At 69.4% G+C, this 24,062-nt stretch carries 23 protein-coding genes and 1 pseudogene; 16 read left to right on the top strand and 8 right to left on the bottom strand.

What is annotated here, in order from left to right:
• Positions 1–95: 95 nt before the first annotated feature.
• The 3 genes from groL (at position 96) to WDW90_RS08770 (ending at position 3,473) form a co-directional block, all read left to right on the top strand.
• Positions 96–1,736: a chaperonin GroEL gene (groL, locus tag WDW90_RS08760; RefSeq protein WP_336487004.1), complete on the top strand. Its 1,641-nt coding sequence runs from the start codon at positions 96–98 to the stop codon at positions 1,734–1,736.
• A gap of 68 nt (positions 1,737–1,804) precedes the next feature.
• Positions 1,805–2,206, top strand: a complete 402-nt coding sequence (locus tag WDW90_RS08765) for a c-type cytochrome (protein WP_336487005.1) — start codon at positions 1,805–1,807, stop codon at positions 2,204–2,206.
• Between the two features lie 10 nt (positions 2,207–2,216).
• Positions 2,217–3,473, top strand: a complete 1,257-nt coding sequence (locus WDW90_RS08770; RefSeq protein WP_336487006.1) for an FAD-dependent oxidoreductase — start codon at positions 2,217–2,219, stop codon at positions 3,471–3,473.
• Between the two features lie 45 nt (positions 3,474–3,518).
• Here WDW90_RS08770 and WDW90_RS08775 read toward each other — a convergent pair whose 3' ends face one another.
• The 3 genes from WDW90_RS08775 to WDW90_RS08785 all read right to left on the bottom strand — a co-directional run bounded on the left by WDW90_RS08775 (position 3,519) and on the right by WDW90_RS08785 (position 5,962).
• Positions 3,519–3,983, bottom strand: coding sequence for a c-type cytochrome (locus WDW90_RS08775; RefSeq protein WP_336487007.1), 465 nt, complete (start codon positions 3,981–3,983; stop codon positions 3,519–3,521).
• On the bottom strand, positions 3,980–5,125 hold the full coding sequence (locus WDW90_RS08780) for a metallophosphoesterase family protein (RefSeq protein WP_336487008.1): 1,146 nt from the start codon (positions 5,123–5,125) through the stop codon (positions 3,980–3,982). The genes WDW90_RS08775 and WDW90_RS08780 overlap by 4 nt, the downstream gene beginning before the upstream one ends.
• A 117-nt stretch (positions 5,126–5,242) precedes the next feature.
• Positions 5,243–5,962: a carboxypeptidase regulatory-like domain-containing protein gene (locus WDW90_RS08785; RefSeq protein WP_336487009.1), complete on the bottom strand. Its 720-nt coding sequence runs from the start codon at positions 5,960–5,962 to the stop codon at positions 5,243–5,245.
• 287 nt (positions 5,963–6,249) lie between these two features.
• Here WDW90_RS08785 and WDW90_RS08790 point away from each other — a divergent pair, with 287 nt between their 5' ends.
• Positions 6,250–6,849 carry an SCO family protein gene (locus tag WDW90_RS08790; protein ID WP_336487010.1) on the top strand — a complete coding sequence of 200 codons (600 nt, stop codon included), beginning with the start codon at positions 6,250–6,252 and terminating at the stop codon, positions 6,847–6,849.
• A 29-nt stretch (positions 6,850–6,878) separates the two neighbouring features.
• Here the strand turns inward: WDW90_RS08790 and WDW90_RS08795 are convergent, their stop codons facing one another.
• Entirely contained in the window at positions 6,879–7,841 is a 963-nt protein-coding gene (locus WDW90_RS08795) for a LysR substrate-binding domain-containing protein (protein WP_336487011.1), read from the bottom strand.
• Positions 7,842–8,797: 956 nt separating this feature from the next.
• On the opposite strand from WDW90_RS08795, the gene WDW90_RS08800 reads away from it, so the two are divergent.
• Both WDW90_RS08800 and WDW90_RS08805 read left to right on the top strand, forming a co-directional pair.
• Positions 8,798–10,435 (top strand): thiamine pyrophosphate-binding protein, encoded by a 1,638-nt coding sequence (locus WDW90_RS08800; RefSeq protein ID WP_336487012.1) that lies wholly within the window; start codon positions 8,798–8,800, stop codon positions 10,433–10,435.
• Positions 10,436–10,477: 42 nt separating this feature from the next.
• A complete protein-coding gene (locus WDW90_RS08805; RefSeq protein ID WP_336487013.1) occupies positions 10,478–11,479 on the top strand; it encodes an ABC transporter substrate-binding protein in 1,002 nt (333 codons plus the stop codon).
• Positions 11,480–11,606: 127 nt separating this feature from the next.
• On the opposite strand, the gene WDW90_RS08810 is transcribed toward WDW90_RS08805, so the two are convergent.
• Both WDW90_RS08810 and WDW90_RS08815 read right to left on the bottom strand, forming a co-directional pair.
• Positions 11,607–11,933, bottom strand: coding sequence for a DMT family transporter (locus tag WDW90_RS08810; protein WP_336487014.1), 327 nt, complete (start codon positions 11,931–11,933; stop codon positions 11,607–11,609).
• On the bottom strand, positions 11,930–12,568 hold the full coding sequence (locus WDW90_RS08815; RefSeq protein WP_336487015.1) for an FMN-dependent NADH-azoreductase: 639 nt from the start codon (positions 12,566–12,568) through the stop codon (positions 11,930–11,932). The genes WDW90_RS08810 and WDW90_RS08815 overlap by 4 nt, the downstream gene beginning before the upstream one ends.
• Before the next feature lie 117 nt (positions 12,569–12,685).
• Here WDW90_RS08815 and WDW90_RS08820 point away from each other — a divergent pair, with 117 nt between their 5' ends.
• Entirely contained in the window at positions 12,686–13,597 is a 912-nt protein-coding gene (locus WDW90_RS08820; RefSeq protein ID WP_336487016.1) for a LysR family transcriptional regulator, read from the top strand.
• Positions 13,598–13,873: 276 nt separating this feature from the next.
• Here the strand turns inward: WDW90_RS08820 and WDW90_RS08825 are convergent, their stop codons facing one another.
• Together WDW90_RS08825 and WDW90_RS08830 are read right to left on the bottom strand one after the other, a co-directional pair.
• Positions 13,874–14,896, bottom strand: a complete 1,023-nt coding sequence (locus tag WDW90_RS08825) for a fumarylacetoacetate hydrolase family protein (protein ID WP_336487017.1) — start codon at positions 14,894–14,896, stop codon at positions 13,874–13,876.
• A gap of 41 nt (positions 14,897–14,937) precedes the next feature.
• On the bottom strand, positions 14,938–15,141 hold the full coding sequence (locus tag WDW90_RS08830; protein WP_336487018.1) for a hypothetical protein: 204 nt from the start codon (positions 15,139–15,141) through the stop codon (positions 14,938–14,940).
• Positions 15,142–15,250: 109 nt separating this feature from the next.
• Between WDW90_RS08830 and WDW90_RS08835 the strand changes: the two genes are divergently transcribed.
• From WDW90_RS08835 to WDW90_RS08880, 9 genes and pseudogenes are all read left to right on the top strand, one after another.
• A complete protein-coding gene (locus WDW90_RS08835; protein ID WP_336487019.1) occupies positions 15,251–15,685 on the top strand; it encodes a VOC family protein in 435 nt (144 codons plus the stop codon).
• 204 nt (positions 15,686–15,889) lie between these two features.
• Positions 15,890–17,221, top strand: a complete 1,332-nt coding sequence (locus WDW90_RS08840; protein WP_336487020.1) for an AmpG family muropeptide MFS transporter — start codon at positions 15,890–15,892, stop codon at positions 17,219–17,221.
• 126 nt (positions 17,222–17,347) lie between these two features.
• The gene (locus tag WDW90_RS08845; RefSeq protein ID WP_336487021.1) at positions 17,348–18,223 is read left to right on the top strand and encodes an SDR family oxidoreductase; all 876 of its coding nucleotides are present in this window, start codon (positions 17,348–17,350) and stop codon (positions 18,221–18,223) included.
• Positions 18,224–18,443: 220 nt separating this feature from the next.
• On the top strand, positions 18,444–18,650 hold the full coding sequence (locus WDW90_RS08850; protein ID WP_336487022.1) for a DUF6582 domain-containing protein: 207 nt from the start codon (positions 18,444–18,446) through the stop codon (positions 18,648–18,650).
• A 514-nt stretch (positions 18,651–19,164) separates the two neighbouring features.
• Entirely contained in the window at positions 19,165–20,190 is a 1,026-nt protein-coding gene (locus tag WDW90_RS08855; protein WP_336487023.1) for a SphA family protein, read from the top strand.
• A 157-nt stretch (positions 20,191–20,347) separates the two neighbouring features.
• Positions 20,348–20,989, top strand: coding sequence for a response regulator (locus tag WDW90_RS08860; RefSeq protein WP_336487024.1), 642 nt, complete (start codon positions 20,348–20,350; stop codon positions 20,987–20,989).
• 669 nt (positions 20,990–21,658) lie between these two features.
• Positions 21,659–21,883 (top strand): annotated as a pseudogene (locus WDW90_RS08870) (formylglycine-generating enzyme family protein); the annotation flags it as partial.
• A 149-nt stretch (positions 21,884–22,032) separates the two neighbouring features.
• Complete coding sequence (locus tag WDW90_RS08875; RefSeq protein ID WP_431311001.1) at positions 22,033–23,637, top strand: arylsulfatase; 1,605 nt, start codon at positions 22,033–22,035, stop codon at positions 23,635–23,637.
• A 51-nt stretch (positions 23,638–23,688) separates the two neighbouring features.
• A complete protein-coding gene (locus WDW90_RS08880; RefSeq protein ID WP_431311002.1) occupies positions 23,689–24,060 on the top strand; it encodes an HAD family hydrolase in 372 nt (123 codons plus the stop codon).
• Positions 24,061–24,062 lie beyond the last annotated feature (2 nt).

A 24,062-nucleotide genomic window follows, 5' to 3' on the forward strand; every position in this document is an offset into this window, starting at 1 on the left:
GCGGATGCGGCCGTCGCGCGGTCCGCGGGAGGCTCCGGCCTGCGCGACGAACCTCCCGCATATCGGGCCGGGAACGGCGAGTGGAGCAGCGAACGATGGCCGCCAAGCAGGTGACGTTCTCGGACGAGGCCCGCAGCCGGATGCTGCGGGGCATCGACCTCCTCTCCGAGACGGTCCGCGTGACCCTCGGTCCCAGGGGCCGCGTCGTCGTGCTGGGACGGGATCACGATCCGCCGCGCATCACCAAGGACGGCGTCACGGTCGCGAACGACATCGAGCTCGGCGACCGCTTCGAGAACATGGGCGTCCAGATGGTGAAGGCCGTCGCCTCGCGGGCCTCGTACCTCGCCGGCGACGGCACCACCACGGCGACGGTGCTGGCCCAGGCCATCGTCCGGGACGGCGTCAAGCTCGTTGCCGCCGGCGTGAACCCGATGGATCTCAAGCGCGGGATCGATGCCGCGGTCGCGGCGGTCGTCGCCGATCTGCGCCGGAACGCCAGGGCGGTGGCGTCGAGCGAGGAGATCGCGCGGATCGCCACCGTGTCCGGCAACGGCGACGCTGCGATCGGCCGCCTCATCGCCGACGCCATGCGGCAGGTCGGCGATGACGGCGTGATCAGCGTGGAGGCGGGCGAATCGTTCGAGACCGTGCTCGACGTCACCGAGGGCATGCAGTTCGACCGCGGCTACATCTCGCCGACCTTCGTGACCGACCCGAGAACGATGCGGGTCGAGCTCGACGAGCCCTACGTGCTCGTCAACGAGAGGACGATCTCGTCCCTCAGGGAATTGCTGCCGCTGCTCGACGCCGTGATGGAGACCGGCAGGCCGCTCCTCATCGTCGCGGAGGGCGTCGAGGGCGAGGCCTTCGCCACGCTCGCAGCCAACGCCATGCGCGGCTCCCTTCGGGTCGCCGCCGTCAGGGCGCCCGGCTACGGCCCTCCCGGCAAGGCGCTCCTGCAGGACATCGCGATCTTCACGGGCGGCCACGCGATCTGCGAGGAACTCGGCATCAAGCTCGAGAATGCCAGCATCCGGCTGCTCGGACGGGCGAGGCGGGTCACGGTCGACAGGAACGACACCACGATCGTCGGAGGATACGGCAACGAGGCCGAGATCGCGGCGCGGATCAGGGAGCTCAGGGCGCAGATCGGCGAGACCGCGTCCGACTACGACCGCGAGAAGCTGCAGGAGCGGATCGGCCGGTTGTCGACGGGCATGGCCGTGATCCGGGTCGGGGGCGCCGGCGAGGCCGAGGTCCGGGAGCGCAAGGACCGGATCGACAACGCGCTGCACGCGACGCGCGCGGCCGTGGCGGAGGGAATCCTGCCGGGCGGCGGCGTCGCCCTGCTGCGCGCCGCGCGGGCGCTGGGGCCGCTTGCGGGCGCGAACGAGGATCAGCGGCAGGGCATCAGGCTCGTCGCGAAGGCGCTGGCCGCGCCGATCGCGCAGATCGCGAGCAATGCCGGGCAGGACAGCTCGGTCGTGATCGGCAGGGTCCTCGCCGAAGACGCCTACGGCTTCGGCTACGACGCGCAGACGGGGCGGTACGCCGACCTCCTCGCCGAGGGGATCGTCGACCCGGCGAAGGTGGTGTGCACGGCGCTCCGGGCCGCCGCCTCCGTCGCCGGGCTCCTCGTGACGACCGAGGCGATGATCGCCGACCTGCACGACAGGGTGATGCCGGAACTCGAGGGCCACCACCATCACGGCAACATGGACATCGACTTTTGAGCGGTCGCGATCGACGGCATCGGCCGACGGGGGCCGCCTCGGCAGGTCGCGACCGCCGCGAGCGCTGCTTGCCGAACCAGACACCGGTTCGGCGAGAGAGTGCGCGCCGGATCCGAGGCTCGGAGCCGGCGCGGCTCCTGCCCGCCGCCCGGATCGCGGCCTGGATCTTGGCGGCCGGGATCTTGGCGGCCGGAATCTCGGCGGCCGGGATCTCGGCGGCCGCGGCGCAGGAGGGCGGGCCCCTCGTGGCGATCTGCGCGGCCTGCCACCGGCTCGACGGCCGCAGCACGGGCATCCCCTCGATTCTCCGGTGGGAAGCGGAGGAGATCGTCGACAAGATGCACGAGTTCCGCGCGGGCGGGCGCGCGAGCCCCGTCATGCGCGCGGTGAGCCTGTCGCTGACGGATGACGAGATCGCGGCCGTCGCGGACGAACTCGCCGCCATCGGCAGGAGAGCGAAGCCGCCGTGAGCCCCAAGTCATGACGGGCTGGACCCGCCGCGAACTCGGCATCGGCGCGGCGGCGCTGGGCTCGGCGCTCGGCCCGGCCCGCGCGCGAGCTAGGCCGCGCGTCGTCGTGATCGGCGGCGGCATCGGGGGTGCCACGGCCGCGAAGTACCTGGCGGCCGGCGACGCGCTCGACGTCACGCTGGTCGAGCCGAAACCCCGCTACGCGACGTGCGTCTTCAGCAACCTCTATCTCGCCGGCCTCTGGTCGCTCGAATCGCTCACCCACGGATACGGGACGCTCGCTCGGCGCTACGGCGTCGCGGTCGTCGAGGACGCGGCCGCGGCGATCGATCCGGGGATCAGGCGCGTCCGGCTCACGGGCGGCGCGAGCCTGACCTACGACCGGCTCGTCGTCGCGCCGGGCATCGCCTTCCGGTTCGGCGAGATTGACGGCTACGACGAGGCGGCGACGGAATCCATGCCGCATGCCTGGAGCGCGGGTGCGCAGACCAGGCTGCTGCGCGCGCGCCTGGAGGCCATGGAGGACGGGGGTGTCCTCGTCATCGTCGCGCCGCCCGAGCCGTCCCGCTGTCCGCCCGGGCCCTACGAGCGCGCCTCGCTCGCCGCCTATTATTTCAAGCAGTTCAAGCCCCGCTCGAAGATCATCATCCTCGATGCGAAGGACAGCTTCTACCAGCAGGAGGTGTTCCGGGAGGGCTGGGATCGGCACTATCCGGGCATGATCGAGTGGCTGCCGGCCCGCTCGACGGGAGGCGTGACGGCCGTCGACGTCCCGGCGGGGCTCGTCAGGACGGCGCAGGGGACCGTCAGGGCCGACATCGCCAACGTCATCCCGCGGCAGACCGCCGGTGCGCTGGCGCATGCCGCCGGGCTGGTCGATGCGGGGGGCTGGTGTCCCGTCGATCCGGAAACCTTCGAGTCGAGGCTCCGGCCCGGCATCCACGTCGTCGGGGACGCGGCCCGCGCGGGGGACATGCCGAAATCCGCCTTCTGCGCCAACGCCCAGGCCAAGGCCTGCGCCTGCGCGATCCTGACGGCGCTGACGGGGGCGCGCCCGTCCCGGCCGCATCTGCTCGGCACGTTCTACACCTTCCTCGCCGGCAACGACGCGATGGGCGACGCGGCCGTCTTCACGCCGGCCGACGGGACGATCAGGCTGAGCGGCGCCTTCCTGACCGGGACCGGCGAGCAATCGGAGACGCGCCGCAGGAATGCCAGGGCGGCGGTCGGCTGGTACGACGCGTTCACCCGGGACGTGTTCGGCTGAGGGCCCTGCTCGGGCGCCGGCCGCTTCGATCGAGCGGCGGCCGTATCAGTACTTTCCAGGGGTCAGCACCGAGCCGGTATTCGACCAGTAGATATACGCTTCCAGGTCCTTCATCGCCTCGGAATCGGCCTCGATCTGCTCGCCCTGCATCGGCTTCTCGATGCACCAGTTGACCATGTCCCGCAGCGTCGAGAACTTGCCGATCTGGGCCTGGAACTTCGGGAAGGTGTGCGGGTGGGTGTCGGCGGCATGGGGATGGCACATCGCGCACGCCATCCCCGAATTCGAGAGATTGACCCCCATCGCCTTCGCGGTCGCGGCGTCGCCGTGGAACAGGAGATCGCCCTTCTTGACCGCGTCCATGAAGGCGTCGTCGTAGGACTTCAACTGCTCCCGCGAGACCGGGGCCTTGTGCGCGCTCGCCGGGCCGACGACGAACAGGACGACCGAGAAGGCCGCCGCCGCCGCGAGCGCCCCCAGGAGCGAAGCGACCGTCCCGTCCCGCGTCATGGCTTCGCTCCTTCGTAGGGACCCAGCTGATCGGCGATTCTCGGCCGCAGGACCTCGGGATTGCTGAGCGAGGAATCCTCCGCCGACTGGACGAACACCTCCTTGCGGCCCCACATGACGTACTCGGCCTCGATCCTGTCCCTGTTCATCGTCAGCTTCTCCCAGCCGACGCCGTCGTAGATGTCGCCGGGATCGACCCGGATCATCGGCTTCGTGAGCTTGGGCACGCCCTCCGGCGCGTAGGGCCAGGGCCACGAGGTCGCCAGCATGCCGATCGAGCGCATGTTGCCGATCTCGTTGTAGAGCACCTGATGCACGTGCCCGTGGATGTTGGTGACGTTCGCGTACGGCTTCAGGATCGCCTGCACCTCGCGCCAGTCACGCACCCAGAAGTTCCACGGCGGGTAATACTCGTAGAGCGGATTGTGGCTGAAGATCACGACCGGCCTCGACGGGTCCCAGCCGGCGAGGATCTTCTCCATCCAGTCGAGCTGGTCGCGGCCGACGCCGGCCCAGGGGCCGGCCACCGAGCCGTCGAGGACCGCCATGTGGTCCATGCGCTCCTCGGGGCTCATCTTGCGCGCGGTCCAGTAATCCGGGCCGCGGCTGACGGTGTCGAGCCCGATGAAGCGCACGCCCTTGTGGTCGAAGCTCCAGTTGGGCTGGCCGAACAGCTGGCCCCACTTCTTGCCCATGTCGAGGTACCAATCGTGCTCGCCCGGGATGAAGACCTTCTTGATCTTCACCTCCTTGAGCAGCTCGACGCCGAGTTCGAGCTCTTCCGGCTTGCCGAGCTGCGCGATGTCGCCGCCGAAGATCAGGAAGTCGGCCGGCGGGTTCATGGACTGGACGTCCCTCGCCGCGCGCACGACCTTCTCGACGAAGCGGGTATTGACCGATCTCGGATACAGATGCGTGTCCGAGATCCAGGCGAACTTGAACGATTCCTCGGCCGCGTAGGCCACGTCGATCGTGTTGATCAAAGGCCACCACGCGAAGGTCTGGCCGACGGTCGCCGCGCCGAACAGGCACGACTTGTGGAAGAACGTCCTCCTGGTCAGCCTGAGGTCCGGATCGGGGCTGACCCCCGGCCGCTGCAGGGCCGCCGCGATCTCGCGTCGTTCGCGCTCAAGGTCCGACATCGGCGTCTCCTCCCATGACCGTGCTCAGCCTCGCGGGCCCCTTCTCCGACGCCCGTCATCCGGCTCGGCCCGTTCCGGGCGTGCGATTTCCGGGTCCGGGGTCGAGGCCGCCCGAACTCATTTCCTCTTCAGCTCGATCGACAGGCTGGTCGGCTTGCCGGCCTCGACGGTGACCTTCTGCTGGACCGGTTTGCTGGCCGATTGCAGCGCCACCAGATCGTACTCGCCGGGCGGCACGTCGGAGATGCTGAATCTGCCGTCCGCGCCGGTGAGCGCGTAGTACGGGTTGTCCACGACGTAGATCCAACCCTCCATCCAGCCATGCGCGTCGCAGTCGACCCTGACGGCGCCGGCCTTCGGCAGTTCGGCCGCGATGGCCTGGTTCTGGTTCGGCTGCGCCATGTTGAAGGCGGTGCGCTTGCCGTAATAGCCGTGCGTGTTGTGCAGGACGGGATCCCTGTTGACCACGTCCAGCGGACCGGCCGGGATCACCTGCACGGAGGGCACGAAGCGGCACTTCTCGTTGTCGAGTTCCGGCTTCCGGCCCGCCGGCGGCCAGGCCTTCCCGCTGCCCACGCCGACGAGGTAGACGACGGCGTCCTTGACGCCCTTGTCGGGACCGACCTCGATCAGGGCCTCCTCGCGCGGCCCGCCGCAGATCTCGACATCCTTGGTCGGCACGATCTTGCGCGTTCCGGGAACTCCGTCGAAGCGGACGGTTCCCTCGATCGTGCCGCCGCCCGCGACCGCGCCGGCATCGTAGGCCAGCGCGGGCAACGTCGTCGCGGCGCCGACGGCGATGGCGCACGCGGCCCCGATCGATCTGCCACTCGCCATGATCCTGCCCGATGATCCTGCCCGGCGTTTCTCCGTCCCCGGGAGGTTCCCCGAGGCCTGCCCTTCGGCGAGACGATCATGGATTTCGAAATGTTCAAAACTAGAACTTCTTATGAGGTCAATCAGCAAAGCTGTCGGACAGGGCATGGAAAGCCTGACACACTTGGCCAGACTGTCCGCGGCGGTCGATGATCGGGCAGGCAGGCATGGCTATCCCGGCCCGTGAACGGCGGGGTGCGGTGCAGGCCGAGGTCACCGGCCGCCTACCTGTGCTTGGGCGAGGCCCGATGCTGCTGTCCCGATCGCGTCTCGCCCGAGGGTTCGTTGCCGGGATCCTCATCGGCCTCGCCTCGGCAGCCTTCGACCCGCCGGCGCGCGCCGCGGAGGCCGTGACGGTCGGCGGCCCCTTCACGCTCAAGGCACCCGACGGGACGACCGTCACGGAGCGGAGCTACGGAGGCAAGTGGCTGCTGGTCTATTTCGGCTACACGTCCTGCCCCGAGATCTGCCCGACGACCCTGTTCGACATCGCCGCGGCGATGAAGCATCTCGGATCCGAGGCCGGCAATCTGCAACCGATCTTCATCACGCTCGATCCCGAGCGCGACACCCCGGTCGTGATGGGCGAGTACGTCCGGTCCTTCGATCCGCGGATCGTCGGGCTCTCGGGCGAGCCGCGGGAGATCGAGGCCGTGACCCGGGCCTACGGCGCCTACGTCGCCCGACACGAGGGAGGCGCGCACGCGCGCGGCGGCCGCCTGGACCACAGCACCTACATCTATCTGATGAGTCCGGCAGGCCTGTTCGTCCGCGCCTTCGATTCCGACTGGTCCGGAGAGGAGATCGCGTCGAAGCTGCGCGAGATCATGGCGCGGCAGCCGGATTGAGCGCCGCGCCCGATGGCTGCCCGGTCCCGCTACGCCTGCACGTCGGCCGACGGGTTGGCACAGTTTGCCCGCCTCGCCCGCCCGCCCTGATACAGCGCGAGCGCCGGGCTCGCCGCCTTGAGCACCACCTGGCCGAGGGCGTGGAAATCCTCCCTGCACGGCGAGGTCTTCCGCCACATGAGCCCGACGCTTCGGCTCGGCTGCGGATCGGAGAACCGCAGGAGCTTGACGCGGCTGTCGCGCAACTCGACGTTGACGGCGACCTCCGGCAGCAGGGTGACGCCGTAGCCACTGGCCACCATCTGGATGATCGTCGCGAGGCTGGTGGCGAAGAAGCTGTTGCTCGCCTCGTTGCGCGCGTCGCCGCAATAGGCGAGCGCCTGATCCCGCAGGCAATGGCCCTCTTCCAGCAGGAGGAGCTGACGCTGCTCGACGTCGCTGACCGTGACCCGTCCCCGTTCGGGCAGCGGATCCTTGGCGGAGACGGCGAGCAGGAAGCGGTCCTCGAACAGCTGCAGCGTCTCGATATCGGTCTTCTCGACCGGCAGCGTCAGGAGGGCCACGTCGATGGTGCCGCGCGTGAGTTCGTTCAGTAGGGTCCTAGTCTGCGCTTCCAGGAGACCGAGGCGAAGCTCCGGGTAGCAGCGCTGCAGTTCCGGGATCACCCGCGGCAGGACGTAGGGTGCGAGCGTCGGGATGATGCCGAGGCGCAGAGTTCCGACGAGCAGTCGGCCGGTGCGGTGGGCGAACTCCACCAGATCGCGCGTGGCGCTCAGGATCAGGGCCGCGCGCTCGGCAATCTGCGCGCCGCGCTCGGTCAGCCTCGCGTTGCCGTGGTGGCGCTCGACCAGCGCGCCGCCGAGACAATCCTCGAGTTCCTGGATCTGCATGGAGAGCGCCGGCTGGCTGACCGCACACTCCTCCGCTGCCCGCCCGAAATGTCGGTGCCGGCTCAGCGCGTCGAGGTAGCGGAGCTGGCGCAGCGTCAGCATGCACGATGCACGGCGACGAGGGCGTTCGGCCGCGCCGGCAGGCTGGGAGGCGACCCGCTCGATGGCTCGCGGAGCCGGCACGGCACGCCGCGGCGGCCGGATCGGCGCAAGGACATCGAAGGACTTGAAGGTTCCAGACCCGTTACCGCCTCGAGCGAGACAGGCAGTCTTCCGACCGTATGCCCGCGGGCGGCGCACGCGACGGGCGCGGCGGCATCGAGCAGGGACCGTCTTGCGTCGCCGGCAGGTCGTTCGCCACGCCCGCGGCCGATGGCTCGAACGTCCGGATCAAGCCCAGCCGGCATCTCCACTCCCGAGTTCCGTCCGCTCGCCGGCTCTCGCCATCCCGAAGGCCAATCGCCTCGGCGAGGGGTTGGGATTCTGATTGTTGTGCATGCAACCCGACTCGATGAAAACAAAATTTCACAAATGTGGATCCGATTCAAAAAAGTGATGCGTCCTGTCGAAGCGGCTCCTCGTCGGTCGGCGCGTTTCGACGGCTCGGGTTCTGCCCAGGCCTGACGCGTCCGGCTGTCGCGGCCGGCAGGGCAACGACGCCCGCGTCGCGGCCCGGCCCGATGCGCCCTGCATCGGCGAGACGTTCCGATCGGCATTGTCCGGAAGAGGCCGTCATCTTCAAAGCCGCTCAAGCAAAGGTTCAAAATTTCTCAATCGACTTGCGGTTTGCCTGATAGGATCATCGAGGAGACATGATGTCTGCGGTTATCATGCGCGTGCGGCGGATCGGTCTGCCGATGCAATTTTCAGGAAAATCGAAAAATGCGTGACGAGAGCTGTGGATCTGGAATGAAAACCCGGATGGAATCCTGACAGACGTCTTTCAAGGCACCCGTTGTGACGATGATGCGAGGACCCAGTTCGGGGCTTGTCGGTAATCCGGCCAGCTTCCGGGACAGGCAGGCGGCGCTCCCGGGCAGCGCGTGGAGGACAGGACCATGACCTCGATCCGTGGCGCCGATCTCGTCGCGCGCTCCCTCGAACGGCTGGGGGTGACGCGCATCTTCACGCTGTCGGGCAATCACATCATGCCGATCTTCGACGCGCTCCTCGCGACGACGATCGAGATCGTGCATGTGCGCCACGAGGCGGCCTGCGTCCACATGGCCGATGCCTGGGGGCGCCTCACCGGGCAGGTCGGCGTCGCGCTGGTCACCGGGGGCCAGGGCCTGTCGAACGGCGCGGCCGCCCTCTTCACGGCGCTGGCCGCGGAATCCCCGGTGCTCCTGCTGTCCGGACATGCCGGCCTGCGGGAGCTCGGCCGCGGCGCGTTCCAGGAACTCGCGCAGGCCGACATCGCCCGGCCGATGTGCAAGGCGTCCTGGACGGCGGCGTCGACCGCCACGCTCGGCGACGATCTGGCCCGCGCGATGCGGCTCGCGCGGGAGGGGAGGCCGGGCCCGGTTCATGTCGCGCTTCCGGTCGACCTCCTCGAACACGAGGTTCCGGCGCAGAGCATCAGCCTCCCGGACGCGATCGAGCCCTCCGCCGTCGCGCCCGCGCCGTCCCTGATCGATCGGGTGAGCCGGATTGTCTCGAACCATGCGCGGCCGCTGATCCTTCTCGGGCCGGCCCTGTGCGGCGCGGAGGGGGCCGCCATGGCGCGCGCTCTCGAGCAGCGGTCCGGCGTGCCGGTCATCGGGATGGAGAGCCCGCGCGGCGTCAACGATCCAGGCCTCGGTTGCTTCTCCGAGATCCTCGCCGAGGCCGATCTCCTGGTCCTCGTCGGGAAGCCTCTCGACTTCACCCTGAGGTTCGGGGACGAGCCCGCGGTCTCTCCCGCCTGCGCCTTCGTGGCGATCGATCCCGAGCCCGAGCTGATCGCGAGGGTCTCGCGCAGCAAGGGCTCCCGGCTGCTCGCCTCGGGCATCGCGGACCCGAAGCCCGTGCTGGCCGCGCTCACGGCGTCGCTCGCGGCCGAGGCGGGCGGGCGCGCCGGATGGTGCGGGCGCGTCCGCGCCGCCCTCGCCTACGAGCCGCCGGAATGGGCGGCGGTTCGCGGCAGCGCGGGGCGGGTCCATCCGGTGCAGCTCGCCCAGGCGGTCGGCGACTTCCTCAAGCGGCACCCCGGCGGCACGCTCGTCTGCGACGGCGGCGAGATCGGGCAGTGGCCGCAAGCGCTGATCCGCGGCGAGCGGCGCCTCGTGAATGGCGTCTCGGGCACCATCGGTGCCGCGATCCCCTTCGCCATCGCCGCCCAGATCCTGAGCCCGGACGCGCCCGTGGTGGCGATTCTCGGCGACGGCACGTTCGGCTTCCACATGGCCGAGTTCGACACCGCGGTTCGGCACGCCCTGCCGATCATTGTCGTCATCGGGAACGACGCGCGGTGGAATGCCGAGTACCAGATCCAGCTGCGCAGCTACGGTGTCGAGCGGGCCAAGCATTGCGAGCTGCTGCCCTCGCGCTACGAGCAGGTCGCCGTGGCGCTTGGCGGGCACGGCGCATGGGTGACCTCGGCCGAGGAGCTTCCCGCCGCGCTCGAGGCGGCCCGCGCCAGCGGCAAGCCCGCCTGCATCAACGTCATGATCGACGGCGTTCCGGCGCCGGCGATCCATCGAGCCGAGGCGGGTTGAGTCGCGGGCCGACCGAGCCCGGCAGCCTGATGGGAGAACGGAATGCTCAGACGTCACCTGATCACGGGCGCGGCCGCGCTGCTGGCCGGCGCGGGCGCCGCGCGCGGGGAGGGCGGCGACGTGCGGATCGCCAGGCAGCCGAGCCTGGGACATCTTCCGCTCATGATCATGGAGGAGCGCGAACTCCTTCAGAAGCAGGCCGAGCGGCGCGGATTGCCCGGCCTCAAGGTCGCTTTCGTGACGCTCGCGGGCGGCGCCGCCATGAACGACGCGCTCCTGTCGAACGCGATCCAGTTCGCGGCGGGCGGCGTTCCGCCCTTCATCCTGCTCTGGTCGAAGACCCAGGGCACCGGCCTGGCGGTGAAGGGGGTGGCCACGATGAACTCGATGCCGCTGCTGATGAACACGAACAACCCGCGGATCCGGTCGCTGCGGGACTTCACCGACCGCGACAAGATCGCCCTCCCGGCCGTGAAGGTCTCGGTCCAGGCCTTCTTCCTGCAGATGGCCGCGGAGAAGGAACTCGGCCAGGACCGGCGCAACGATCTCGACAGGCTGACGGTGACGCTGTCCCACCCCGACGGGATGGCGGCCCTGCTCTCGGGCCAGGAGGTGACGGCCCACTTCACAGCGCCGCCCATCCAGGAGCTCGAGGCGCGGCAGCCCGGCATCCGGACCATCCTGAACTCCTTCGACGTGCTGGGCATGCCGTCGACCTTCAACGCGATCTGGGCCTCGTCCCGATACGTCGAGGAGAACCCGAAGCTCTACGACGCCTTCACCGCGGCTCTCGACGAGGCGATCGCCATCATCGACAGCGACAGGAACGCCGCGGCGCGATCCTACATTAAGCTCTCGAAGGACCGGAGCGACGTCGATCTCATCGCGCGGATCCTCAACGATCCGCAGGTGACCTTCACGACGACGCCCCAAGCGATCGGCCAATACATCGGCTTCATGGCCCGCTCGCAGATGATCCGCCGGGTCCCCGGCAGCTGGCGGGATCTGTTCTTCGCCAATGTCCACGACAAGCCCGGCAACTGACCGTTCACCGGGTCCGGCCTGGAGCACGATGCGGACACGTGGAATCCGGTTTTCCGGACTCATCGTGCGGCCACAACAAGAGAGAGCATGCTGCCGTTTCCGCGAAAGTGCAGCATGCTCGAGCCCCTTACCCGGCAAGCCGCAGCCCGACGATCCCCATCATCGTGATCGCTGCGAACACGAGCCGGACGGGATCCGCCGGCTCGCCGAAGAGCAGGATGCCCGCCACGACGCTGCCGGCCGCGCCGATGCCGGTCCAGACCGCGTATGCCGTGCCCACCGGCAGCACCTGCAGCGCCTTGGTCAGCAGCACCACGAAGGCGGCCAGCAGGACCAGCGAGAGCGCCGTCCAGGCCGGATCGCGGAAGCCGTCGGCCTTCTTCGTCGCGAGCGCCCAGGCCACGTCGATGCAGCCGGACGCGACGAGGAGCCCCCAGCCCCACCCCGCGCTCACGGCACGCGCCTCAGAAAGCGCGGCGCGAGCGCGCGCAGCCGCGCCTCAGCCGCCGCGGCTGCCTCGTCCGCCGCCGGTCCGATCGTCGGGCCGACCGGCACGATCGTGGCGTCGCCCAGGCCGATGAAGCCGAGGGCGGCCCGGAGATACGGCGTGGCGAGGTCGGGCCGGCCGCGGCTCTCGCCCGCCGCATAATCGCCGGCGCTGGCTAGGATCACGAGGGTCGGGCGCGGCGCCAGGAGGGGGGCGTAGCCGCTCGCCGGATCGAACGAGAAGGTCAGGCCCGGCTGGGTGACGAGGTCGATCCAGTGCTTGAGCCTGTAGGGGATGCCGAAGTTCCACATCGGCGTGGAGATCACGACGTGCTCGGCGCGCGCGAGGCGGGCGACCATCGCCTCGATGACCGACCAGGCCGTCCGCTCGTCGGACGCGAGTGCCCGCCCTCCGAGGCGGGCGTACTTGGCGGCGAGCACCGCGCCGTCGAAGGCCGGAAGATCGGCCGCCCAGAGGTCGAGCCGGTCGACCGTGAGCGCCGGCGCCTCGGCGCGCAGGATCTCGATCAGCCCACGGGCGGCGGCCGAGGAGCGTGAGTCCGGGCCGCGCGGCGAGGCTTCGACATGAAGGAGCCGGGTCATGCCGGCAGCACCTTGAAGAGAATCCGTCGGTTCATCCGTACCCTCGCGTCGCGTGACACTTCAGCCGTGCCGAAGCAGGAGGTAGCCTGTGCGCGGATCGGCAGGGAGGCGGTGTTCTTGCGAGACGTCGCTGCACGGATGCACAACCCGGACTGGGACGACCTGCGCTTCGTTCTCGCGGTGGCGGAGGCGGGATCGCTCGCGGCGGCCGCGCGCCGCCTGCGCGTCAACCACACCACGGTGCTGCGGCGCCTGGGCGCCTACGAGCAACGCCTCGGCGCCCGCCTGTTCGAGCGCCTGCCGACCGGCTATCTGCCGACCCTGACCGGCGAGGCGATGATCGCGGAACTGCGCCGGATCGATGCGGCGATCCACGCGGCCGAGCGGCGGGCGGCGGGCCAGGACCAGCGCCTTTCCGGTTCGGCGCAGCTCGCGACGACCGATACCCTGATGGCCTCGCTTCTGCCGCGCGCGCTCACGCTCCTGCGCCGGGCGCATCCCGGCATCCTGCTCGAAGTCTCGACCGCCAACGCCGATGCCGTCCTGACCCGCCGCGAGGCCGATCTGGCCTTGCGCCCCACCGCGTCTCCGCCCGAGACGCTGATCGGGCGACGGCTGTGCGGGCTCGGCTACGCCCCGTACGCCGCCCCGTCCTACCTGGCGGACCGGAACGCGGATTGCCCGCTCGCCGACCATGACTGGATCGGGCCGGACGAGTCCCTGCGCGAGACGGCGACGGCCCGCTGGATGCGGGCGAACCTCGCCGGCCTCGTGCCCGCGTTCCGCGTCGATTCCCTGGTATCGGTCCGCGACCTGGCCGCGGCCGGCCACGGCGTCGCGCTGCTGCCCTGCTACCTGGGCGATACGTCGCCCGGCATCGTGCGGCTTGCGGGCCATCCGACGATGGATCTCGGCATCGCTCTCTGGCTTCTCACCCACGAGGATCTGCGCCGCGTGGCGCGGATCGAGGCCGTCTCGCGCGCGCTCACGGCCGCCCTGCTGGCGGAGCGATCAGTCCTCGAAGGGTGAACCGCGCGATGATCCGGGCCGGGCTTCGGGCGAGATCGGTGCCATGCGGCGCCTGCCGGTGCAGGGCGCCGATGTGCCGGCCGGCACGTGCTTGAGCCCGGGATTTGATGGCCTCGCTCCGGCGCTTGCGCCGGGCGGGCATCGCGGGCGGCTCGGCCATGACGCCCCCGCCCGGGGCAGTCGATCACGGGGCCGGTGTGACGGGCGCTGTCCGGCACGCGGGTCCCGGGACGGCGGGCCCGCGATCCGGACGCCCTGGCCCGACGCATCCGGCCCTCACGTCAGGCGGAAGCGCAGCTCGCCGAGGCCTTCGAGGCTGCAGGCGATCTCGTCGCCGGGCTTGAGCCATTTGCGCTCCGCGCGCGGGATCTTCTCGCCGAAGATCACCCCCTGCGGCGTGCCGGTGTAGAAGACATCGCCGGGCTTCAGGGTCATGATCTTCGAGGCGAAGCTGATCAGTTGCCGACAGTTGAAGATCATGTCGTTGGTGTTCCAGTCCTGGCGCTGGACGCCGTTGACGCGCGTCTCGAGGCGCAGGTTGTTCGGGTCCTTCACGAGGTCGCTGGTGACGAGGTAGGGCCCGAGCGGCGCGAAGCCGTCGCTCGTCTTGCCGATCATGAACTGGGAGGTCAGGAATTGCAGGTCGCGGGCGCTGAAATCGTTGCCGGTGGCGTAGCCCGCCACGTAATCGAGCGCGTCGGCCTCCGAGACGTCGCGGCACTCCCGCCCGAACACGATCACAAGCTCGACCTCGTAGTCGAACTCCTTCGCGACGGCGGTCGGGAGCCGGATCGTGCCGCCATGGTGGTTGAGGGCGTTGTTGTACTTGTTGAAGAGCGGCGGGTCCTTGGGGATCGGGGTGCCCGTCTCCTCGGCATGCTTGCGGTAGTTGAAGCCCATCATGATGATCTTCTCGGGCCGGGTCACGAGCGGGGCGTACTGGACCGCTTCCTCGCGCAGATACGCTGTCCGTTCGTCCCGCGCGCTCGCCGCGTCGACGAGCGCCCTGAGCTGCCCGCCCTTCCCGTTCTGCAGCAGGTCGTCCATGTCGACCGGCGCCGGCAGGCCGAGGGCCTCGGCGGCCGCCGTCACGTCGAGGACGCCCCTGTCGGACTTGACGCCGAGGCCGTAGCCGCCGCCCCGGCGCATGTTGAGCAGGGTCATCCCGCGCGGCATCTCGAAGGCGGCGGGCGCCGCGGCCGCCGCTCCGGCGCCCGCGCCCGCGCCCGCGCCCGCGCCCGCCGACGCGGCGGCAACGCCGACCGCTCCCATCAGGAAATCCCGACGCCCTGTCTGCATGACAAACCTCCCGTTGCTGATCTTCGCCCGACCGCGCCAGCCTATCGCGCGGCCTTCCGCATCCACAGGTCCCAGGCCCGCAAACGGATCTGGTCGAGAGCGCGTTCCGCCGTCATCCTCTCCCCGGGATCGAGGAAGGCGACCGGGCCGCCGAGCGCGATCGCCTGGCTCCGAGCCCGGCCGAGGCCGGACGGCGGCAACCTGGCGAGAGGCCGGCGGGTGTCCGGCTGACCGATTCGGTCCACGGGACGTCTCCGCCGGGACGCGACGGCCATGCCCTGTCCATCGGGCAAGGCCGCCGTCGAACGCCGCGCAGCCAGCCTGGCGGGACGGTCGCACGAGGAGGTCGAGATCATGCTCAGGCACTTTGACCATCTGACCATCGTGGTGCGGGACCTCGACCGCGCCAAGGCGTTCTTCGCCGTCCTGGGCTTCCAGGAGGCCATGTCCGTGGTCATCGCCGGAGAGCCCTTCTCGGGCTACATGGGCGTTCCCGACATCGAGGCTGACCACGTGACGCTCGTCCTGGAGAACGTGGCGCCCCGGACCGAGATCCAGCTCCTCCGGTACCGGCATCCGGAACCGCTGCCGGATCCGCACATCCGCGACCTGAACAAGCTCGGCATGAACCACATCTGCTTCGCGGTCGACGACGTCGAGGCGGAGGTCGCCAAGCTGAGGGCGCACGGCTTCGAGCCCCGCAACGCGATCATGGATTTCCACGCGCGGAAGCTCGTCTTCATCGACGGGCCGGAGGGCGTCACCGTCGAACTCGCCGAGTGGCACTGAGAGCACCTCGCGGGATGCCCGGCCACCGGGAGCCCTCCCTGCACGCGCATCGGCGCCGCGGGCGTCGGGCGCGCGGCCAGCCGGGCGCGGGGCGGGGCGGCATACCCTGCTCATAGGGCCGGAACGCTGCCACGGGCATCCCGGTTCATGGGGTGCGCCGCCCGGGGGCCCATCCGGCGCGGGCGGGATCGGAGGGAACCGAGCATGCGCTCAGCGGCCGTGGCGAGACCGGAGCCGACGCCCTTCTGGTCGGCGCTGTTCACCGATCGACGGATCGCGCCGGCCCTCGGTCTCGGCTTCACGTCCGGCATCCCGTTCCTTCTCGTCTACGCGACGCAATCGGCGTGGCTGTCCGACATCGGGATCTCGATCGCGACGATCGGGCTCCTGAGCGAGCTGACCCTCGCCTACAAGTTCAAGTTCCTGTGGGCGCCGTTTCTGGACCGGTACGATCCGCCTCTGCTCGGGCGCGCGCTCGGCCGGCGGCGGGGCTGGATCGTCGTCGCCCAACTCGGCGTCATGGCGATGCTCGCCGGCATCGCGTTCGGCGATCCGGCGCATCGGCTCGCCTGGACGATCGCGTTCTCGCTGGCCCTGGGGTTTGCCGGCGCCACGCTCGACCTCGTCATCGACGGCTGGCGCATCACCAGCGTCCGGCCTCCCGAGAAGCAGGCCGTGCTGTCGTCCTGGACGGAGATCGGCTGGCGGTTCGGCAACCTGGCGGCCGGGGCCGGCGCCCTGTTCCTGGCCGACCGGATCGGCTGGCGCGGCGCCTATCTCTGCATGGGCGCCCTGATGCTCCCGGGCATGATCGCGGCCGTGCTCGCGCCCGAGCCGCCTTCGGACCGGCTCCCCGCCTCCGCCCGAGCGGGCTTCGTCGAGACGGTCTGGGCGCCGATCCACGAACTCCTGACGCGGCTCGGCCCCACGGCACCCATCATCCTGCTGCTCGTTGCCGGCTTCCGGATGCCGGGCTACGTCGCGAGCGCGATGGCGGTTCCGCTGTTCAAGCACCAGGGCTTCTCGAACACCGATATCGCGACCGTCACCAAGCTCTTCGGCTTCTGGATCGCGCTCGGCGGCACGTTCCTGGCAGGCGCTCTCGTCCCGCGGCTCGGCATGCTGCCGAGTCTTCTCATCGGCACGATCGCGGGCTCGGCCTCGCATTTGAGCCTCGCCTACCTCGCAGCGCATGGGGGCGACGGCGGGACGGCCTTCTGGACCTTCGCGGCCACCGTCGGCATCGACGGCTTCGCCTACGCCTTCGCCTCGGTCGTGCTGATCACATACATGTCGACGCTCTCCTCGCCCGAGCATGCGGCAAGCCAGTTCGGCCTCTTGACATCGCTCTGCGCTTTCCCGGGCAGCCTGCTGGCGGGCTTTTCGGGCTTTGCCATCGAGCGGACGGGCTTCACGTGGTTCTTCGTCGGGACGTCGCTGATCGGATTGCCGGTGGCGCTGCTCGCGCTCTACGTCTGGGCCAAGGTCGGCATCGCCGACGAGACCGCGCCGCGGCCCGCTCAGGCCGCGCGATGAGGTCGAGGCGGCCTGCCGGCGTGGCGACCTCCGTGGCGACCTCTCCGAGAAGCGGCGCGGGCCGATGGGCGCCCGGAACGGCGGCGCCGCGCCCGGGTTGAGCCGGGAAGTCCCCGGAGGTTCACCGTGACGACCGACCCGCTGCACAAGTTTCCCCGTCCGCCCTTCGAGACCCAGCCCCAGGGCTTCCCGGGCAAGACCGGGCGCATGGCACCCGAACCCGACCACGGAGAGAAGAGCTACCAGGGCTCAGGCAAGCTCGCCGGCAAGGCGGCGCTCATCACCGGCGGCGACAGCGGCATCGGCCGTGCGATCGCCATTGCCTATGCCCGGGAGGGGGCCGACGTCGCCATCTCCTACATGCCCGAGGAGCAGAAGGACGCCGAGACGGTCGCTCAGTGGATCGAGAAGGCCGGCCGGCGCGCGCTGCTCCTGCCGGGCGATCTCAAGGATGCCGCCTACGGCCGCAACATCGTCGCCCGCGCCGTCGAGACGTTCGGCCGCCTCGACGTGCTCGTGAACAACGGTGCCTTCCAGCAGCCGAACCAGGGCCTCGACGGCATCGAGGACGCGGTATTCGAGGACCACTTCCGCACCAACGTGTTCGGCCCGTTCTACGTGACCAAGGCGGCGCTCGCGCACATGAAGCCCGGCGCCTCGGTGATCTTCACCTCGTCGGTGAACTCCAAGCACCCGATGCCGTCGCTGCTCGCCTACAGCGCCACCAAAGGGGCGCTCAGCAACATGGTGCTGAGCCTCGCCCAGTTGCTGGCCGAGAAGGGCATCCGCGTGAACGGGGTGCTGCCAGGCCCGATCTGGACCCCGTTCATCCCGGCTGGCATGGACCAGGACTCAGTGAAGAGCTTCGGCTCGATGGTGCCGTTCGGCCGCCCGGGTCAGCCGGCCGAGCTCGCCTCTGCCTACGTGATGCTGGCCTCCGACGAGAGCAGCTACACGTCGGGAGCGCTGGTCACGGTCGCCGGCGCCATGCCCGTTCTCTGAGCGGGGCGGGCGTTGCGCCGAGGGACAGGGACGCAACGAGGGGGAGCGATGGAGCGGACGATGGAGGCTGAACCCAAGCCGCGGCTCGTCGGCGTGAATCACGCCGCGTCGGAGGACCAACCGGATACTGGGCCCCTTCGGGACCTCTCTCTCGGATCCAGCCTGAGCCGAACTCCGAACCGAGCCGGACGTTGACCATGCTCCTACGATGGAGCCTGTCATGTCGAAGCTCACCGGCGACGAGCGGGAGGACATCCCGAAGAGCAAGTTCGCGCTTCCCGACGAGCGCAAATACCCCGTCGAGGACAAGGCGCACGCGCGCAACGCCAAGGCGCGTGCGGCCCAGCAGGAGAAGGCAGGAAACCTGTCCGCGGCCGACAAGAGGACGGTCGACGCCAAGGCGGACCGCGTCCTGAAGGGCCGGTAGGCGGTTCAGGCGCCTCGGCCACTCGGGCATACGGCGTGGCGGCGCCGACATAGAGCCCGACGTCACCCGCCTTCTGCGCGATGAAGTCGTCGCGGTCCGCGAAGTTGATCCGGGGTGCCCGGACCGTCCGTGCTGTGCCCGGACGGAGCCGGCTCGGCCCCGTTACCAGCCCGTACGCCTGGGCTCGGTTCCAAGGACGGCCTCGTCGATCCTGCCCCCACGTCCTCGGCGGCCTGTGCCGGCGTGTCGTCCTCCGCCCGTCGTTCGTCGAATCCCTGCCCAGGCAGGAACGTCAAAACGATTTCCTCACCTGTACATTCGTGCCTAACCGTACGGCTGCGGCCGGACATTGGCGTGCTGGCCGATTTCCTTCCGGATACTGTCTCCGGATTGCATCACTGCTCAGAATAACACCTTCTCAGGGTTTTTACGGCGCCTTCCGAGGGTTTCCCTGATTGCCCTTCGCGGGTGGGCTCGGAAACCCTGGCGGCCGAGCCACATCCCGGAGGCGGACATGGGGTCTGTCATGCGTCACCTCCTCGGCGGCCTCGTCCTGGCGGCCGTCGTCCCGCTGGCTAACCCAGCGCAGGCGGCCGAGGGCGGCCTCAGCTTCTACATCGAGGGGCAGTCGGTTCCGCTCGGCGGCATCGTGCCGCCGCCCGGCCTCTACTTCGACAGCACCACCTACTTCTACAACGGAAGGATCGGCGGCAATCGCCAGACCCAGATCGGCGGCAACGTCATCGCCGATGCCAAGGTGAACTTCGTGGCCGACTTCGTGACGGCTCTTTGGGTCACCCCCGTCGAGATCGGGGGCGGCAATCTCGCCGTCGCCTTCGTGATGCCGCTCGGCGAGCCGGCCGTGCGCGCGGGCGTCCTTCTCAACGGTCCCCTCGTCAACCAGGCGTTCGGCCGGCCGGTCGGTGCTTCCGTGGCCGACGCCACCTTCAACCCCGGCGACCCCATCGTGTCGGCCACCCTCGGCTGGCATTCCGGCAACTGGCACTGGAAGCTCTCGGGCCTGCTCAGCATCCCGGCCGGTGCCTACGTGCCAGGACAGCTCTCGAACGTCTCGTTGAACCGTTACGTCGGCGACGTTTCGGCCGCCGCGACCTACCTCGACCCTGCGCTTGGCATCGAGCTCTCGGCGGCTGCCGGCTTCACGTTCAACGGCAAGAACCCGGCCACGCAGTACGTCACAGGCACGGAGTTCCACGTCGACGTCTCGGCCTCGAAGTACCTGACCAGGGAAGTCTCGGTCGGCGTCATCGCCTCGCACTACGAACAGATCACGGGCGACAGCGGCCCCGGCGCCCGGCTCGGCCCCTTCAAGGGTCGGGTCACGGCGGTCGGCGGTACGATCGGTGCGACCGGCGAGTTCGGCAAAATCCCGGTCACCACCCGGTTGAAGGTGCTGCGGGAGGTGGACGTGGAGAACCGCTTCCAGGGTACCCTGGGCTTCTTGGATGTGTCGTTCCCGCTCTGGGTCCCGCCCCCGAAGGCGGCGCCGGAGCCCAGGCCGCCGGTGACGAAGTCCTGAGGGAGGCGCACCGCTTTCGGGAAGCGGAAGGGTAATTGAGGCACCGAGGCTTGCCCAGGGCGAGCGCCGGGAGCCTGATGCGGCGAGGACGCGAGCCCGCCCCCATCCCGGGTGGTGGGTGTTCGGCATGCCCGGGAGCCACGCGGGAGGCTATCTCGTGACGGTGACTATCCTGATCGTGGACGACCACATCGCCGTCCGCCGTGGCGTCCAGACCATCCTGGAGGGGCGCGACGGCTTCGAGATCGTCGCCGAGGTGGGCACGGGGGCTTCGGCCATCGATCTCGCCGAACGGCACAAGCCGGACGTGGCGGTCATCGACTACTCGCTGCCGGCCATGAACGGGTCGCAACTGACCCGGCGCATCCGGGAGGCCAGCCCGCGCACCGAGGTGCTGGTCTACACCATGCACGAGAGCGACGCCCTGGTACGCGACGTGCTTGGGGCCGGCGCGCGCGGGTACCTCCTGAAGTCGGACGCCGACCAGCACCTGATCGCCGCCGTCGACGCGCTGGCCCACCACCAGCCCTATTTCACCGGCCGCGTGAACGAGGCGCTCCTCGCTCACTACCTGGCTCATCCGGGCGAGGGCTCGCAACTCGACACGCTGACCTGTCGTGAGCGCGAGGTGGTGCAGCTCATCGCCGAGGGCCATTCGAGCAAGCAGGTCGGCGCGGCGCTGGCCATCAGCCTGAAGACGGTCGAGACGCACCGAGCCTCCGCCATGCACAAGCTGGGCCTGGAAACGACAGCCGCCCTGGTCCGCTACGCCGTGCGCAACAAACTGGTGGAGCCCTAGGGGTTTTTTCGGGCCGCCCTCAGGGAATTGCCGGCATCGGGTCAGGGTTTTGCCCGATAGTTCGAACGCGGTCCCCAGCCTAAAGTTGCCGCAAGTTAAGCCCGAAGATCTCGTGGCAGGCACGACTGATTTCGATGATCGGCTATCCTGACGGGAGGTGTCGATGCGGGTCCATGGCGGATCGCTGTGCCTTGCGCCCGCCGCGCTCCCCTTGCCGGCAGCGTCCGAGCCGGCTCGTGCCGCACCCCTGATGCCACACGCCGCCGTTGTCCCCCTCCCCGACGGCACGGTCGAGCTCGCCGCGCGGCGGCACGCGCTCCGGGATCGCTTCAGGGGCGGCGGTTTCCGGGGCGATTTCGCAGGGCGCAGGACGCGCGGTTTCGCCGGCCATCAAGCTCTGCCCGACGCCGGGCCACCTCGTGGGCATCCCGGTCGCGAACCTCTCGGCGGACGCGGCGCGCAGCACCCGCCTGGCCGTGTTCGTGGGTGGCTGAGCCATCGCCCAACTCTGGCTGTTCTGACCGGCTCCGATCGTCGGCGGAGCCCTCGGCGGCATCCTCTACCGCCGGCTCGGCGAGCAGCCCTCCAGCCAGGTCACCGGGATGGTGCCACCCGCGCCGGCCGAGTGCGTGGGCCGACCTTCCGTCGATCCCCGTTGAGGAGAGACCGATGCCGAGCGCGACCGTTCCCGACCGGCCCATCGTGCCGCGGGCGGACGGGGACGCGGTCTTCGTGCCGGGCGGGACCTTCCGCATGGGTTCGGATCGCCACGACCCGGGGGAGGCACCCGTCCATCGGGTCTGAGTCGACGGCTTCCGGATCGACCGCACGCCCGTCACCAGCGCTCAATTCCGGGCCTTCGTGCGGGCCGCGGGCCACGTGACGGTCGCGGATCGGCCGGCCGTGCGCCATCCGCATCCGGTCGACACGTCCACGAGCCACATCGTCTTCCGCTGCGTCAGAAGGAGTGGGTCATGACCGATCCCGTGCAGTCCCAGCTTGCCGCCGACGAGGGTCAGTCCGCGGCCGTCAACCGCAGGGCCATGCTGCTGCAGGGCACCGCGCTGGTCGCGGCCGCCCTGGGCTCCGGCACCGGTGCCCAGGCGCAGCAACCCCAGCAGCAGCCGCAGCCGGCCGCCCCGTCGCAGTCGGGGGCGGCGAGCCGGCCGCCCAACATCCTTGTCATCTTCGGCGATGACATCGGACAGACCAACATCAGTGCCTACTCATTCGGATTGATGGGCTACCGCACGCCGAACATCGACCGGATCGCCAAGGACGGCATGATGTTCACCGACTACTACGCCGAGCAGAGCTGCACGGCGGGCCGGTCAACCTTCATCACCGGGCAATGCACGCTGCGCACCGGCCTGTCCAAGGTCGGCATCCCCGGCGCCGCCGTCGGCCTGCAGCCGCGTGACGCCACCCTGGCCGAGCTCCTCAAGCCGCTCGGCTACGCCACGGGCCAGTTCGGCAAGAACCATCTCGGCGACCGCGACGAATACCTGCCGACGAACCACGGCTTCGATGAGTTCTTCGGCAACCTCTACCATCTCAACGCCGAGGAGGACCCCGAGAACCACTTCTACCCGCAGAGCCCTGAGTTCCGGAAGCGCTTCGGGCCGCGCGGCGTTCTCAGGACCTCCGCCGATGGCAAGATCGAGGATACGGGGCCGCTGACGAAGAGGCGGATGGAGACCATCGACGACGAGACCTCGGCGGCGGCCATCGACTTCATGCAGCGGCAGGTCCGGGCTAGCAAACCGTTCTTCTGCTGGTTCAATTCCACCCGGATGCACTTCCGCACACACGTACGGGCGGATCACCGGGACAAGCCCGGATTGGACTCCCGGACAGAATATGCGGACGGCATGATCGAGCACGACGCGACCATCGGCCAGATACTCAAGGCGGTGGACGACCTTGGGATCGCGAACGACACCATCGTGCTCTACACCACCGACAACGGCCCGCATCAGAACTCGTGGCCGGATGCCGGCACGACGCCGTTTCGCAGCGAGAAGAACACCAACTGGGAAGGCGCCTTCCGGGTGCCGTGCCTGATCCGCTGGTCCGGACGCATCCCTGCCGGCACCGTGTCGAACGAGATGGTGAGCGGGCTTGACTGGGTGCCGACCCTGATGGCGGCCGCCGGCGACCCGGACATCAAGGATAAGCTGCTCAAGGGCCATCAGGCGGGCACCAAGACCTTCAAGGTCCACCTCGACGGCTACAACCAGCTTCCGTACCTCACGGGCCAGCAGCCGAACAGCGCGCGCAAGGAGTTCATCTACTTCGACGACGATGGCGATCTCGTCGCACTGCGCTACGGGAACTGGAAGGTCGTCTTCGAGGAGCAGCGCGCCCCAGGAACGATGCGTATCTGGGCAGAGCCCTTCACCAAACTGCGGGTTCCCAAGATTTTCAACCTGCGGTCTGACCCTTATGAGCGGGCCGATATTACCTCGAACACTTACTATGATTGGCTTATGTCAGACGGCGCTGGCGTTTTCATAGCGGCCCCTCCCGTCGTGGGCCAATTTTTGGCGACCTTCAAGGACTATCCGCCGAGCCAGCGGCCTTCGAGCTTCAGCATCGACCAGATTGTCGAGAAGATGCAGCGGACCTTCGAGGCCCGCAACCAGTGACGGTGAAAGCGGGCCGACACGCCGGCCCGCCTCACATCGTGGAGACCTCGGATGCGCTCCAAGGCGTTCATGCTGGTCCGTCGCACGGTCCTTGCCGGCGCCGCGACGCTGGTCGCGGCACACGCATCGGGCCTCGCAGGGGCCGCGGACGCCGACCCCTTGCCCTCCTGGAACGAGGGTTCGACGAAGCACGCGACCCTGGACTTCGTCGACCGCGTCACGCGGGAGGGGCAGCCAGGCTACCTGTCGCCGGCGGAGCGGATCGCCGTCTTCGACAACGACGGGACCTTGTGGGCCGAGCAGCCGGCCTACTTCCAGGCCGCCTTCGCCCTCGACGAGGCGGTGCGGCGAGGCTCGGTCATCGTGGATATGGCACGGGATTGGAAGTCCATCTTCGCCGCCGCGCTCCCGTCCAAGCGCTGAGG

The sequence above is a fragment of the Methylobacterium nigriterrae genome (genome assembly GCF_037106235.1).
GTDB classification, from domain to species: Bacteria; Pseudomonadota; Alphaproteobacteria; order Rhizobiales; family Beijerinckiaceae; genus Methylobacterium; species Methylobacterium nigriterrae.